Raw genomic sequence first — 14184 nt, forward strand, 5'->3', positions numbered from 1 at the left:
TTTTAAAATATATAATATTTGAATCTGCTGAGTCATTCTTGTTTGAATATGAAGATAAGAGTGACTATGATATTATTTTGTTAGATTATGAAATGAAGAATATGAATGGTGCAGATCTTGCAAAGAATATTCGACAAAATGATAAAAATGTTCAAATTTTATTTATAAGTGGGTATAGTGAGTATATAGGGATTGGATATGAAGTTGAGGCAATTAATTATTTGATTAAGCCTATTGATAAGAATAGATTGTTTGAATTATTTGAAAAAGCATTTGAGAGATTGCAAAAGTCTGATAAATATGTTGTTTTTAAGACGGATGAAGGAAATAGAAGATTAATGTTTAATAATATTTATTATATTTTAAGTCATAATATTTATTATATTTTAAGTGATAAGAATTATTTGAATATTTACTATAATAGTGAAATTTATAAAGTAAGAATGACGATGAAGGAAGTTGAAGAAATTTTGGATAAAAGATTTCATAAATTGGATAGATCTACAATTATCAATATTGAAAAGATTGATTTTTTTAGTAGATATGGATTATAAGGATTGTGAAAATCCTGAAATGATTTCAAAATTAAGAAATATAAGACAAATTCAAAATTTTACAGGAAAAGGAATTTTATCTCCAATTTATAATATTGATGAAATTGTTTCATCAATTACATTGATTATTGGGGGAATGTCATTAACTATTTCGTTTTTTAATAGTTATATTCCTGAAACTAGTAAATATGCTATATTAAATAGAACATGGGTTAATTTAGTATTTATTGCAGTTTTAATTATTACATCTGTTTTAGTAACAAAATTTGAAGTTATGTATGATTCTGTTTGGAAAGTAATTATGAATGCTGGGACACTTGGAAATAACCTATTTAGTTTTTATGGATTTATAATAAATGATTCTAAAAGGGCTGTAGATGTAAGAATGTATAACCAAGATAAGATTTCTTTAAATTTGATGAAACTAAACACGACATTTTCTAAGGGTGGTGTTTTGGATAAAGCATTAAAAAGTGACGGTAAAAATTTTAAGATTTTAAAATCATTTGTTGCAAAAATTCAACTTTTAATTATATATGTTTTTGTAATTATTAAAGCATTTGAGGGTGCTATAACCATAGGAATGCTAACTCAATATATTGGAAGTATAACTCAAATTACGATAGGAATTACACTTTTAGTTTCAAGCTTGGGATATATCTTAAATAATTATGAGTATATAAAAGAAGCATTAGACTATTTAGAATATGATAAAACCATGTGTAATGGTTCATTGACCACTGAAAAGAGAGCCGATAGAAAATATGAGGTTGAATTTAGAAATGTTTCATTTAAATATCCGGGATGTGATAATTTTGTACTTAAAAATATAAATTTGAAGTTTAAATTGGGCAAGAGATTAGCTATAGTTGGACAAAATGGTAGTGGAAAGTCTACATTTATAAAACTTTTAATTAGGTTGTATGATCCAAATGAAGGACAAGTTTTGCTTAATGGAATAGATATCAGAAAATATAATTATAAGGATTATTTGAAAATATTTTCAGTAGTATTTCAAGATTTTGATTTATTTGCATTTCCTATTGCACAGAATATTTCAGGTTCCATAAATTATGATAAAGAAAAAGTAATTAAAGCACTTGAAGATGTTGGAATGATGGATAGAGTTTCAAATATGAAAAATGGTATTGACACTTATTTATATAAAGATATTGACAAAGAAGGAGTTGATGTTTCAGGTGGAGAAGCTCAAAAAATAGCTATTGCAAGAGCGTTATACCAGGATGCAGCATTTATAATATTAGATGAGTCGACTGCAGCACTTGATCCACTTGCAGAACAAGAAATTTATGAAAAATTAGGAAGCATTGTTCAAGATAGAACTGCAATATTTATTTCTCATAGATTATCATCATGTAAATTCTCAGATAATATACTTGTTTTTGATAAAGGAAGTATAGTTGAAGAAGGAAATCATAATGAATTAGTGATAAAATCAGGAAAATATAAAGACTTGTGGGATGCACAAGCCGGATATTATGTGTAAAAATTATTTTGAATTTTTTATAAAAAAATATTATAATTAAATAAATTAAATTTAGCCCTAAGTTAACTTTTAGGGCTAAATTTTTAGATAAGAGGGATGGAATATGTTAAATTTTGAAATAAAAAAAATAATAAAGTCAAACGTTATATTATCAGTATTAGTATTTGCCTTAATTATGGCTTTATATGTAAATTTCATATCCAATATCACATATAATTTAGATTCTAAATATCCTTCTTATGGTAAAGCCGGTTCGTCCCATATTTTTAATGGAAGTATTATGGATAATAAATATAAAATAAAAAATTCTGCTAAATTTTTTGATACTTTTAATAAAAATCATTATAAATATGGTAGGCAAAATTATCCATGGCTTGTAGACTTCTTAAAAAATTTAGATAAAAAATCTTTTAAGGAAATGTATGAGGTTGGTAAATTTGTACAGAAATTAGATTATGGTCAATTAGAATCAATAAAAAAACTTCAAAAAGAGCATGAAATAAAGATTGAAGATGAAAATGACAGGAAGACATTCGAATATGGCATTTTTGAGGCAGAATATTATCATGACAATAATATCCCGTTTACAAAATATTTTGAACAGATATTGACAACTAATTTTGCGAGAAGAGTTGTATATAATAGTTATACAATTTTTGGATTGCCATTTATTTGCTTTTTAATCCTAGCTTTTTATGGAATAATCTCAAAGGAAAAAGATGAAGGGACTGTTAATTTATTAAAAGGACAGCCGATTAGTAGTGGAAAATTAATTTTTTCAAAGTTATTATCTATGATATTGATTTCTGCTACATATGTTTTAAGCTTTTTATTGTTTTTGATTATAATTTGTGCAGTTCAAGGAATACATCTTGGAGGATTTTATGATATTTTCAGAGTATATCATGAAGGTGTAGATATTAGATATATTAAGGGATATGAGTTAATTTTTTTAATTGTATTATCATTTATGATAATAACAACTCTATTTTCTTCACTTATAATTATGATAAATACATTGTCGAAAAATAAGGAAGTTGCATTATCAATATTAATTGTAGTATTTGGATTGGGATATACTTTAACAGAAAATATAGGTTACTTACAAACTAGATTTAATCCTATTTACGCACTAGATCATGTGCGTACAATTATAGGAAAATTTAGAGAGATAACGGAGATTAATGGACATTCTTATATTGATAATATTAATCAAAGTAGTTTATTTTATCTTTTAGTTTTCTTGATTTTTGTGATTATGATATATGGTATTTCCGTTTTAATTTTTAATAAAAATATTGTATTTGGGGATAGTACTAGAAATGCTAATATAAAAAATTATAATATTTTTAAGTTTGAGATAAGAAAGTTGATTAAAACTAGTAGTTTTCAAATTTATATGATATTTGCTTTAGTTTTTGCATTTTCTCTATATGGTTTTAATGTAAAAGAAGTTAATGATAAATCAAATTATATTTTAGGTGAAAAGGGAAGCATAGCAGATTTAAAAAAAGAATTAAAAAATGCAGAAGAAAATTTATTAAATTCTAAAAATGAAATGGAAAAAATTGTTTTTCAAAAAGAAATAGATCAAATTAAGAATAAAATAAAAAATCAAGAGAAGTTAATTTCATCGTATAAATCGGGGAAAATCAAAGAATTTTATAATGCTCAATTAGAAAAGTCAACTTATTATTTTGATAAACAAGGCAAATCTCATTATGAATATAAGTTTGAAAAGCCAATGAGATTAGGGATAATTGAGACAAAATTATTAGATAAAAACTCAATAAGAGATGGAGTTTCACCTATACTTAGATATTCGTTTAATCATAGTGAGTATGAACAATTTGTAAATGGTGAATTTGAAAGAGAAATATTAAAAAGAGAGCAATACCTTACAAATTCCGGACTATACAGCTTTTTTAGAATGGTAAAATATCAAAATTTAGATATATTATTTTTAATTTTAATTGTATTTATGGTACTTGGTGGATATGTTTATGAAAAAGAAAATGGAAATCAGCTTAATTTGATATATACTCAACCTATTAATAAATTTAAGTATCATATACAAAAAATTTTATCGCAGTTTATTGTGATAATAGGAGTTTTTGGGGTTGTAATGTTTTTTGTGATTTTGTTGGGAATATTATTTGAAGGCATAGGTGATTTTAATCAACCTGTGATAGAGTATTTAAGATTTTTTGAAAAAGCAAAATATGCAACGGAATACAACTCAAAAGACACATTTACAACTATGCCTATTTACATATATTTGATTAGGTTATTTGTTGTTATAGGATTACAAGGATTATTTTTATCTTCAATAGCTACATTAATTTCAATATTTACAAAAAGTAAAACATTTATAATTTCATCAGTTATAGGTATTTGTGCTTTAGGAGCATTATTAGTAAAAATAATTAACGTAAACATTTTAAAATTATTAAATCCATTTAATTATTTATTTGCAAATAATATAGCTGATAATTCAATAGTTGCAAAGTTTAATATGTCAGGGGGAAGCTATCTTTTCAGTTTATTAATTTTAATTTTATGGTCTATTTTAATTATGATTGTTGGTGCGAAATTAAGTCAAAATAAACAACAGATATAAAATTCAATTAGAATATTACACAATTGTAAGCGAAAAAATTACAAAAATTGTATATAATTTGATATGAATTAAATTTCTGGAGGTATGATGAAAGAGAAAACACATAATGGATTGACTACTACAGAAGTGGAAAAGAGAAGAGCTGAAGGACTTGGAAATGATAATGGAAAAGTTAAGAGTAAATCTACTAAAGAAATAGTATTCAGCCATGTTTTTACATTATTTAATATATTAAATTTTATACTACTTTTGGTTATTATTGGGGTTTCTGTTGGAGACTGGCAGTATATAAAAAACGGACTATTTTTTAATCTTATAGTAATTAATACATTTATAGGTCTTTATCAAGAGATAAGGGCGAGAAATGCTGTTGAAAGGCTGACGTTAATAACCCAAGATGATGTAGTAGTTATTAGAGATGGGAAGAAACAAAATATTTCACCAGATGATATAGTTTTGGGAGATTATTTAATAATTAATGCTGGAGAACAGCTAAATGTTGACGCAAAAGTTATAGAAACTGAGTATTTGCAAATGGATGAATCTCTTTTAACAGGTGAATCGAATGCGATTAATAAATTAGAAAATGATGAATTATTAGCAGGAAGTTTTGTTTTATCAGGAAAAGCTTTAATCGAAGTTAAAAAAGTAGGGAAAGATACATTTGCTTCAAAGATTTTAAATGAAGCAAAGCAAGTAAAAAAATCTCGTTCACAAATTATGAAATCATTGAATTTTATAGTAAAAATTTTAATTTGGGTAATTTTGATAGTGGGATTAGCTCTAATATCAAGTAAGTTGATAAGACTGGGAATGAATGATTTCAAACCTATAGTAGTTTCAACAGTTGCAGCTTTAGTAGGAATGATTCCTGAAGGATTGGTTTTACTTACTTCTATTGCATTTGCAGTTGGTGTGATTAGATTATCAAAGTCAAAAATATTGTTGAATGATATGAGTTCGATTGAGACTTTAGCTAGAATAGACACATTGTGCCTTGATAAAACGGGGACAATTACAAGTGGTAATATGAAAGTTTCAAATTTACATTTAATAAATGATGGGAAATTTGATTCATCAAAAGATGATAGAAGGCTAAAAGACATTATTTCACAAGCATTCTTTAAATTAGATGATAACAATGCTACTGCTACAGCAATTAAAAACTATTTACCTTTGGATGAGGTTTCTGAAAAAATTGAATTTGAAAAGGTATATGCCTTTTCATCTGATAAAAAGTGGTCAGGAGTAAATTCTAAAACAGAAGGAACTTGGATATTTGGAGCACCAGAATTTGTTCTAAATAAAGATGAACAAAAACTGTATGCTTCACAAATTGATGAATTGACAAATAAAGGACTTAGGGTTTTAGTTGTAGCACATACTGATAGTGTACCAGGTGGAGACATGAAATTATCAGAAGATGTTGAAGCTATTGCATTTTTTGAAATTGAAGATGAGCTTAGAGAAAATGCTCAAAAGACATTGGAATATTTCCACAAACAAGGTGTAGATATTAAGATAATTTCAGGAGATAGTCCAAAAACAGTTAATGCTATTTCGAAAAGAGCGGGTATTGATAATTTGATTAATCAAGTTGATATGAGTAAGATTGATGATAATGCGGATTTATCAAAAATTGTTGAGGAAAATCAATTATTTGGTAGAGTTACACCATTTAAGAAGCAGGCTATTTTGGAAGCGTTGCAGAAAAATGGGCATGTGGTTGCCATGACTGGTGATGGAGTAAATGATGTGCCTGCACTAAAGAAAGCGGATTGTAGTGTTGCTATGGCTCAAGGTAGTGAAGCGGCAAAGGTAAGTTCAGATATTGTTTTAGTAGAGAATAATTTAGCTGCAATGATTGATGCAGTTTATGAAGGTAGAAGAATTATAAACAATGTGGAAAGAGTTGCAAGATTATTCTTAACAAAAACAGTATATTCTGCACTTTTAGCAGTGTTGTTTATATTCTTAAAGGATAGATTTCCTCTCTTTCCAATACAATTTACACTTTTAAGTACATTTACAATAGGGACACCTGCATTTTTCTTAGCTCTTAGAGCTAATAAAGAAAGAGTTACAGGAAATTTCTTAAAAAAAGTAATGGAAGAAGCTATTCCTGCAGGATTAACAGCGACAATAATAATATTATTACATTATTATTTAGGACCTATAGTTGGATTAGATTCTGGAGAACAAAATACTATTTCAGTAATGATATTATCAGGATTAGGATTAATAGTTTTAGCAAGAGCTATGAAACCTATAGACTTATTTAGTTTAGTAATATTTATAGCTTGTGCAATTGGATTAATAGGGGCATTTATATTCTTCCCTAAATTTTTCTTCTTGAAAGTATTGGGAATGTATGAATTTACTTATGGAATATTTTTACTATTGTTAATTGTTCCTTTAATATTTTTTATAAAAATTTTGTTTAAGAAAATAGTGAAATAACGGGATGTTGCATATCGGATTTTATGATATGCAGCATCTCTTTATTTTTTATTGATTATTTTTGTGTTTATGTTATTGGTCGGGGTAGTTTATAGTTTGAATTGTAGGAAAATAGGGATGAATTTGATAATTTCATATTTTCATCCCTATTTATATATTGAAAATATGGGGTAGAATAATAAGTTTTTTTAATTTTCATCCGTATTTATAGATCAAAAATATGTGGAAGAAAAACAAAGTTTCTAATTTTCATCCGTATTTGTTACTATAAAAAATATGGCAGAAAAATGATTTTTTTCATTTTCTTCCCTATTTTCGACATTAGACTACTATTTATTATATATTTTATTTAATATAATAACTAAATTTACACCTAAAATCACTATTAAAAGATAGGCAACAGTTTTAGGCATCATCAATGCCCTAATTGCTGGAATTGTCTTTGACAATATGACAACTGGAGCATAGAATAAAAAGCTAAAGAAAATTAATATACTCATATGTTTTAATCCGTTTTTATTTCTTTCATTATATGTCCAATATATTAATAAAATGCCCATAATTGAAAATGGAATATTTTTAAGTATATTAAATGTAAAGTTTCCTTCAGGAGTTCCCCAATTATTTTGTGGAAGTAAAACTAGTAATATTCTTAAAAACGAAAGTATATAAATTATTAGTTTTTTAGTTTTATCATGTTTTCCACTTTTAATTTCGTAATAATGATAAAATAGCATATAAAATATTGTCATAGTAATACTTGTTACAAATTGCCCCAAGAAAGATCAGCAGGATGTGCTTCAAATCCTCCAGAGCTTAAATGAGAAATTATCCTAGGTATTAAGTGAAATGCATCCCCAGCACCTAATAAAATAGCCATTATTCCAAATAATTTTGCTCCTTTTTTGTTTTCAAATAGTAATCTTATTCCTAAAAATAAAATTATAGAAAGATAAGATATGTCAAATAGAGGTTCAATAATTTTCATCATAGTAAATTCCTTTCTCAATCCACTTTATATGTAGATTATATTGTTTTAAAAATGTTTCATTATTCCAATTCTCTAAAAAGTTTCTATGTATTAATCCGTGTAAAACAGAATTTATAAAAAGTAATTTTTCCTTTGAAATTAAATTCTCTTTGTCAAAATGATCTAAGAGAGACACTTCATTATCAGAGTTTTTGTTAATATATTTTTTCCATTTAGTATCTAGTTCTTTATTCCAAAACAAAAATCTATTTTTATATATATAGTATAAATTTTTGTCAAATAAAATATTTGCAGATTTTTCTCCAAAAAGGTTTAGATACTTCATCAAATCATATTTTGTTTCTTTAAATGTTGAAATAAATAGTAAATGCAAATCGATTGTTTCTTTTTGAAGAATGAAAAAATAACATTCTTCTAAGCTATCAAAATATTGATGAAAGCTACTTCTTGAAATGTTTAATTTTTTGAAATATCTTTGATATTAGCATCAAAAATATTATTTTCCGTAAATTTTGATTTTAATTTTTCTAAAATGAATTCCCTTTTTTGATTAGAAAGATTACAAAATGTTTTTGTTGGCATAAAATCTCCTTAATGACACTGTTTCATTTTTAATTAAATTATAAATAACACAGTGTCATTTATTAAATATATTTAAATAGGGTTGATACACGTTTTCATTTGGTATATAATATATTACATAATAAATAATTAAATGGAGGTATTATGAAGAACTATAATACAGGTAGAATTAGAAATTTAGCCTTAGTTGGACACAGTGGAAGTGGAAAAACATCATTAACAGAAGCAATGCTTTTTAAAGCTGGTACGATAGGAAAATTAGGTAATATCAATTCTGGGAATACAGTTTCAGATTTTGATAAAGAAGAGATTGAAAGAAAAGCTTCAATAAGTTTATCAGTTTCAAGCTTAGAATGGAATGATACAAAAATTAATCTAATCGACGCTCCAGGATATTTTGATTTTGAAGGACAAGTTAAATCTGCGCTAAAAGCTAGTGAAGCAGCGCTTTTTGTATTAGATGCTCAAGCTGGAATTGAAGTAGGTACTGAAAAATATTGGAAATATTGTGAAAAGATAGGATTACCAAGAATTATTTTTGTAAATAAAATTGACAAAGAAGATGTAAATTTTAATGAATTAGTTGCTAATTTACATACGCAATTTGGAAAGAAAGTTACACCTTTAGTTCTTACATTAGGTGATGGAGCACATCCAGGAGCTGGTAAGGACTTTAAGGGACTTATTGATGTAATGAAAAAAGAAGCTTATACATACAATGGATTTGATAGAGAAAAAGCAATGATTCCGGAAATTCGTATGTTAGAAGTTGAAGAAGTATATAATCAATTAGCTGAAATAGTTGCTCTTACAGATGACAACTTAATGGAAAAATTTTTTGAAGGAATTAATTTTACTACAGAAGAATTTGCAAAAGGAATTACTAATGCGATGATTGCTGGTAGTGTAGTCCCATTAATTGTTGGTTCTGCAACAGAAGGATATGGAATTGATGAGTTATTAAATATTATTTCATACTATATGCCTGCACCAAATAATAAAAAAGCTCATATTGGATTTAGAGCTCTTGAAGGGGAAAATAGACTTGTTGACGAAAATCAACCATTTTCAGCTTATGTATTTAAGACATATATGGATCCATTTGTAGGCAGAATTTCGCTATTTAAGGTTTTATCTGGTAAAATCACAAAAGATGATTCCATTTATAATTCAACAAGAAAATTAGATGAAAAATCTGCAGGATTATTTAGACTTGAAGGAAAAAAACAAATTGAAGTTGATCAAGTAGTTGCAGGGGATATAGGTGCATTTACAAAATTAGAAGAAACAGAAACAGGTGATACCTTATCTGACAAAAATAATTCAATAGTTTTCAAAACATTAAAGCAACCACAAGCTTCATTGACATATGCGATTGTTCCAAAGACAAAGAAGGATGAAGATAAGATTGGTCATGCATTGTTAAAATTACAAGAAGAAGATACTAGTTTTGTATTTGAAAGAAACAATGAAACAAAACAATTAACCATTTCAGGGGTTGGTAATGTTCAATTACAAATTGTATTAGATAAATTAAAAAATAAATATGGTGTAGAAACAGAAAGAATTCCTTTGAGAATTCCATATAGAGAAACTATTACAGGAAAAAGTGATGTTCAAGGTAAACACAAGAAACAATCTGGTGGGGCAGGCCAATATGGAGATGTATTTATCAAGTTTGAACCAATAGAAGAAGGATTTGAATTTACTGAAGAGGTATTTGGTGGTGCTGTTCCTAAAAATTATTTCCCAGCTGTTGAAAAGGGATTAGAGGAATCATTAGAAAAAGGTATTTTAGCTGGATATCCAGTGGTAGGTATAAAAGCTACATTATATGATGGTTCTTATCATCCAGTTGATTCAAATGAAATGGCATTTAAATTAGCGGCATCAATTGCATTCAAAGAAGGTATGGAGAAGGCAAATCCGGTATTATTAGAACCTATTATGAAATTGGAAACAACAATTCCTGAAGAATATTTAGGAGATGTAATGGGTGATATTAATAAGAAGAGAGGTAGAATACTTGGAATGGAACCACAAGAAGATGGTACACAAGTAATCATAGCAGAAGCTCCTTATGCAGAATTATTTGAATATGCAATAGATTTACGTTCAATGACTCAAGGTAGAGGATCATTTGAAATGGAATTTGTAAGATATGAACAAGTACCAAAAGAACAATCAAATAAAATTATAGAAGAAGCAAATAAATAAAAATAAAGATTTCCCACTTACGGCACTAGTCCTCGGAGCTATCGCTCCTGCGGAGGTGCATAAGTGGGAAATTTTATTTTTTAGGAGGTAATAGATAGAAATCGTTAAGTCTTTCAATAATAATATAGTTTTAGCTAAGTTAAATGAAAAGACAAGTAATTGCTATAGGAAAAGGAATAGGATTTTCTAAAAAAGAGGGAGATTTGATAGATGAATCTAAGAATGAAACAGTATTTAATTTTATTAATGAAGAAATGAAGAAAATGAATCTTGAGATTTTAAATTTTCTAGATATTTAAGATTTGATAATAGTAAAAAAACTTGTATCTACAATAGAACAAAAAACTGGAAAAATTTTAATTCAAGCATGATTATATCTTTAGCAGATCATATAAAAAATAGTATATATTTGAATTTGATGGAATTTGAACATCCTATGAGATGTATAGTTAAAAGGACAAATCCAGATGAATATAGGTTAGCTAAGTGGTTTATTGATGAATTTAATAGGGAGTGGAGTGTAAAGGAAAAGAAATTTCAAAAAATGAAGTTACTAGTATAGCTCTTCATTTGATAAATAATCAATCTGTAAAATCTATGACAGAGACAATGAATGATATAGAGGAGATAAATACTATTATAAATATTATTGAATATAAGAGTAATAAAAAATTGGATAAAAAAAGTTTAGATTATTCTAGATTTATATTTCATTTAAGATTTTTACTTAACAGATTTAAGGAAAAGGAATATTATAGCTATGGAGCAAGTTTAGATTTAATTGATGAATTAAAAAAATATGGAATTGAACCATTAGTCACAATATCACATTATGAAATGCTAATTTATTTAACTGAACATTATAATGGATGGTTAAATAAAAATTTAATTGGATTATTTGAAAAATAAGCAAAGGTAATTTTTGAGAGATACAAGAATAAGGTAAAATATTGGATAACTTTTAATCAAATTAATATGAGTCTTAACAGTTTATATACAGGGGCTGGTGTATTTTCAGATAAGGTAGACAATAAGATAGAAGCCGCTTATCAAGCTGTTCATAATCAATTTTTAGCTAGTGCAAAGGCAGTAAAATTAGCTCATCAGATTATGCCAAATGCAATGATAGGTTGTATGATAAATCAGATAGAATCATATGCGAAAACAACAAAACCATTAGATCAATTACAAGAACATAAAGCAAATCAATTAAACATGTTTTATCCGGATGTTCAAGTAAGAGGCTATTATCCAACATATATTCTAAATTACCTTAAAAAACATAATATAAATGTTGAAATTACAGAAGAAGATAATAAAATTTTACGTGAATGAAAAGTTGACTATGTTACAATAAGTTATTATATGTCTCATGTTGATGAATTTAGAGAAGATGATGATGAAGGAAATGGAACTTATGATAGATATAAAAAAGATTCATTTTATTGGTTTAAAAAAGTTATAGAAATAAATGGATCTGCATTGTGCGATTATTAGAAATGAAATGTTATATATTAATTTTGAATAGTAATTTATTGTAACAATTTGAAAAAACTGTTAAAAAGTAACTAAATAAGATATTTTTTAACAGTTTTTGTATTTATTAATAGTAATAGTTATATGTATGGTTATAGTATTCTTTAGCGTTATAATTTTTGATTAAATCTTTATATGGATCATTTTCAAAAGCTTTTTCTAATTCTTCAAAAATACATCTTTCTAAGTAATCATTTTCACTTTCTGTGCTTGCTGCTGGAATAAATGCAAAGCATTCTGCTAACGCTAATACTGCTAATGATAATATTCCTACTGTTAATTTTTTCTTCATATGTATACCTCTTTATATATGTATTTGTGAATTATAACGAATATTCATTTATTTATAACGTTTGTATTTTAATATATTAAAAAAAAATAAAGTAACTATTTTGTTATATTTCTATTTGCAAAATTTACTTAAAACATTTATAATGTAACGAGAATCATTCTCAATTAAAAAAGGAGCCTTAAATGGAAAATAATAAAAAGAAAAAAATAGTTGTGATGTCATTATTACTCTTATTTGTAATTGTGACAATATTTTTCTATGTGTTTTTTTATCTAAATAAAGAAAAAAAAGTAGATAAAGAGAAACAAGATAAAATTATTACTGAAAAAAATACGGAAAATATTTCTAATGAAGATTTGTTAAAGACAGTCATGGAATTAACAGGAATTAAAAATAAAGATTTGAAAAGCTTAAATGCTAAAGAAATAGAATCTATATTTGAAAAATTAGATGTATTTCCTGATAAATACAATTTTTCATTAAATTATTTGCCATCAAATAAAGAAATATTGGATGTTTTAGGAAAAATTTTTAGAATTGATATGAAAATTACTGATTCCTCATTTAAAAATACTCAAAATATAGATGTAAAGTTGGTGGAAAAATATCAAAATGATTATAATGATTTAAAAATGTTGAAAACAGAATATAAAAGAATTTTAAAATTATTTAATTACAAAATTGTAAATAAGAATAATGATGTTGACGATTCAAAAAAAATAATAATTGTTAATGATAAAAATATAGAGTTGAAAAATTTAAAAAATAATTCAGATATTATTTTTACTGATAATGCGGATGGAGGAGATATTTCTATAAACAGTTCTACTGTTGGTAGAATATCAGTTCCAAAATGGCTTGATAATATTAATATTAGTTTAACGGAAAGTATTTATAAGGATATTAAAAATGATTCTAATAGTTCTACAATAAATAATTTAAATTCTAAAAAAAATACAGATGATGATAAAAATAAAGTTGATATTTCTAATGTAAAAATAGAAGGAGATAAAAATAAAGTTAATATTCCTAATATAAAAACAGAAGAAGATAAAAATAAGGGAAAAGAAAATAATATACAAAAAGATAAAAATGAAAAAGTAAAAAAAGAAGAAAAAAATAAAGATGAAAGAAAAGTTTCAGATGAGTATATTATAATAGATGATTCTCTAATGAAAGATGGTAGTCTAGCTTTGAATAAAAAAGATGTTAAATTACCGAAAATGGCATATATAGGGATAAAAAGAACGGGAGAGTATCAAAATAAGGAACATGAAATAGAATGGTCCGGAGTTGACATTGATAAAGTTAATAATGTGATAAGCGGAGAGTATAATTTAATTGCTCAACTTAAAGATGATCTGATTATTAATGATAAGAATTATGGTAAAGTTGCTATTAGTGTAAAGGTAAGGGTAAAGTAGG

Annotated in this window: 14 protein-coding genes and 1 pseudogene; 10 read left to right on the plus strand and 5 right to left on the minus strand. The window is 26.0% G+C overall.

All coding sequences use genetic code 11. From position 1 onward, the window contains the following. From ABGF48_RS06905 to ABGF48_RS06920, 4 genes are all read left to right on the plus strand, one after another. On the plus strand, window positions 1–554 hold a 554-nt coding region (locus ABGF48_RS06905; RefSeq protein ID WP_408105606.1), incomplete at its 5' end, for a LytR/AlgR family response regulator transcription factor. Beyond that, the gene (locus ABGF48_RS06910; protein WP_408105607.1) at window positions 544–2061 is read left to right on the plus strand and encodes an ABC transporter ATP-binding protein; all 1518 of its coding nucleotides are present in this window, start codon (window positions 544–546) and stop codon (window positions 2059–2061) included. The genes ABGF48_RS06905 and ABGF48_RS06910, both read left to right, overlap by 11 nt. A gap of 103 nt (window positions 2062–2164) precedes the next feature. Continuing rightward, on the plus strand, window positions 2165–4681 hold the full coding sequence (locus ABGF48_RS06915; protein ID WP_408105608.1) for an ABC transporter permease subunit: 2517 nt from the start codon (window positions 2165–2167) through the stop codon (window positions 4679–4681). Between the two features lie 87 nt (window positions 4682–4768). After that, a complete protein-coding gene (locus ABGF48_RS06920) occupies window positions 4769–7141 on the plus strand; it encodes an HAD-IC family P-type ATPase (protein WP_408105609.1) in 2373 nt (790 codons plus the stop codon). A gap of 329 nt (window positions 7142–7470) precedes the next feature. Here ABGF48_RS06920 and ABGF48_RS06925 read toward each other — a convergent pair whose 3' ends face one another. The 4 genes from ABGF48_RS06925 to ABGF48_RS06940 all read right to left on the minus strand — a co-directional run bounded on the left by ABGF48_RS06925 (window position 7471) and on the right by ABGF48_RS06940 (window position 8714). Next, window positions 7471–7893 (minus strand): hypothetical protein, encoded by a 423-nt coding sequence (locus ABGF48_RS06925; RefSeq protein WP_408105610.1) that lies wholly within the window; start codon window positions 7891–7893, stop codon window positions 7471–7473. Between the two features lie 11 nt (window positions 7894–7904). Further along, entirely contained in the window at window positions 7905–8132 is a 228-nt protein-coding gene (locus ABGF48_RS06930) for a hypothetical protein (protein ID WP_408105611.1), read from the minus strand. Further along, complete coding sequence (locus ABGF48_RS06935; protein ID WP_408105612.1) at window positions 8116–8505, minus strand: hypothetical protein; 390 nt, start codon at window positions 8503–8505, stop codon at window positions 8116–8118. Before ABGF48_RS06935 ends, ABGF48_RS06930 begins: the two co-directional genes overlap by 17 nt. 83 nt (window positions 8506–8588) lie before the next feature. Beyond that, the gene (locus ABGF48_RS06940; protein WP_408105613.1) at window positions 8589–8714 is read right to left on the minus strand and encodes a hypothetical protein; all 126 of its coding nucleotides are present in this window, start codon (window positions 8712–8714) and stop codon (window positions 8589–8591) included. A gap of 144 nt (window positions 8715–8858) precedes the next feature. Here ABGF48_RS06940 and fusA point away from each other — a divergent pair, with 144 nt between their 5' ends. The 5 genes and pseudogenes from fusA to ABGF48_RS06965 all read left to right on the plus strand — a co-directional run bounded on the left by fusA (window position 8859) and on the right by ABGF48_RS06965 (window position 12428). Continuing rightward, window positions 8859–10931: an elongation factor G gene (gene fusA / locus ABGF48_RS06945; RefSeq protein ID WP_408105614.1), complete on the plus strand. Its 2073-nt coding sequence runs from the start codon at window positions 8859–8861 to the stop codon at window positions 10929–10931. A gap of 143 nt (window positions 10932–11074) precedes the next feature. Continuing rightward, window positions 11075–11230: a CAT RNA binding domain-containing protein gene (locus ABGF48_RS06950; RefSeq protein ID WP_408105615.1), complete on the plus strand. Its 156-nt coding sequence runs from the start codon at window positions 11075–11077 to the stop codon at window positions 11228–11230. A 68-nt stretch (window positions 11231–11298) separates the two neighbouring features. After that, a complete protein-coding gene (locus ABGF48_RS06955) occupies window positions 11299–11493 on the plus strand; it encodes a hypothetical protein (RefSeq protein WP_408105616.1) in 195 nt (64 codons plus the stop codon). 47 nt (window positions 11494–11540) lie between these two features. Beyond that, a pseudogene (locus tag ABGF48_RS06960) lies at window positions 11541–12266 on the plus strand (family 1 glycosylhydrolase). 30 nt (window positions 12267–12296) lie between these two features. Then, on the plus strand, window positions 12297–12428 hold the full coding sequence (locus ABGF48_RS06965) for a hypothetical protein (protein WP_408105617.1): 132 nt from the start codon (window positions 12297–12299) through the stop codon (window positions 12426–12428). A gap of 106 nt (window positions 12429–12534) precedes the next feature. Here the strand turns inward: ABGF48_RS06965 and ABGF48_RS06970 are convergent, their stop codons facing one another. Continuing rightward, window positions 12535–12759 carry a hypothetical protein gene (locus ABGF48_RS06970; RefSeq protein WP_408105618.1) on the minus strand — a complete coding sequence of 75 codons (225 nt, stop codon included), beginning with the start codon at window positions 12757–12759 and terminating at the stop codon, window positions 12535–12537. 182 nt (window positions 12760–12941) lie between these two features. Between ABGF48_RS06970 and ABGF48_RS06975 the strand changes: the two genes are divergently transcribed. After that, complete coding sequence (locus ABGF48_RS06975) at window positions 12942–14183, plus strand: hypothetical protein (RefSeq protein ID WP_408105619.1); 1242 nt, start codon at window positions 12942–12944, stop codon at window positions 14181–14183. The last annotated feature ends 1 nt before the right edge of the window (window position 14184 follow it).

Origin of the sequence: Helcococcus bovis (assembly GCF_046035835.1) — a bacterium.
GTDB lineage: Bacteria > Bacillota > Clostridia > Tissierellales > Peptoniphilaceae > Helcococcus > Helcococcus bovis.

What these genes read in the sequence shown, in the direction of transcription:
- ABGF48_RS06950 (WP_408105615.1), top strand. Translation starts at nt 11,075, where the DNA reads ATGAAAAGACAAGTAATTGCTATAGGAAAAGGAATAGGATTTTCTAAA.
- ABGF48_RS06930 (WP_408105611.1), bottom strand. Translation starts at nt 8,132, where the DNA reads ATGATGAAAATTATTGAACCTCTATTTGACATATCTTATCTTTCTATA.
- ABGF48_RS06920 (WP_408105609.1), top strand. Translation starts at nt 4,769, where the DNA reads ATGAAAGAGAAAACACATAATGGATTGACTACTACAGAAGTGGAAAAG.
- ABGF48_RS06975 (WP_408105619.1), top strand. Translation starts at nt 12,942, where the DNA reads ATGGAAAATAATAAAAAGAAAAAAATAGTTGTGATGTCATTATTACTC.
- fusA (WP_408105614.1), top strand. Translation starts at nt 8,859, where the DNA reads ATGAAGAACTATAATACAGGTAGAATTAGAAATTTAGCCTTAGTTGGA.
- ABGF48_RS06940 (WP_408105613.1), bottom strand. Translation starts at nt 8,714, where the DNA reads ATGCCAACAAAAACATTTTGTAATCTTTCTAATCAAAAAAGGGAATTC.
- ABGF48_RS06915 (WP_408105608.1), top strand. Translation starts at nt 2,165, where the DNA reads ATGTTAAATTTTGAAATAAAAAAAATAATAAAGTCAAACGTTATATTA.
- ABGF48_RS06955 (WP_408105616.1), top strand. Translation starts at nt 11,299, where the DNA reads ATGATTATATCTTTAGCAGATCATATAAAAAATAGTATATATTTGAAT.
- ABGF48_RS06910 (WP_408105607.1), top strand. Translation starts at nt 544, where the DNA reads ATGGATTATAAGGATTGTGAAAATCCTGAAATGATTTCAAAATTAAGA.
- ABGF48_RS06925 (WP_408105610.1), bottom strand. Translation starts at nt 7,893, where the DNA reads ATGACAATATTTTATATGCTATTTTATCATTATTACGAAATTAAAAGT.
- ABGF48_RS06970 (WP_408105618.1), bottom strand. Translation starts at nt 12,759, where the DNA reads ATGAAGAAAAAATTAACAGTAGGAATATTATCATTAGCAGTATTAGCG.
- ABGF48_RS06965 (WP_408105617.1), top strand. Translation starts at nt 12,297, where the DNA reads ATGTCTCATGTTGATGAATTTAGAGAAGATGATGATGAAGGAAATGGA.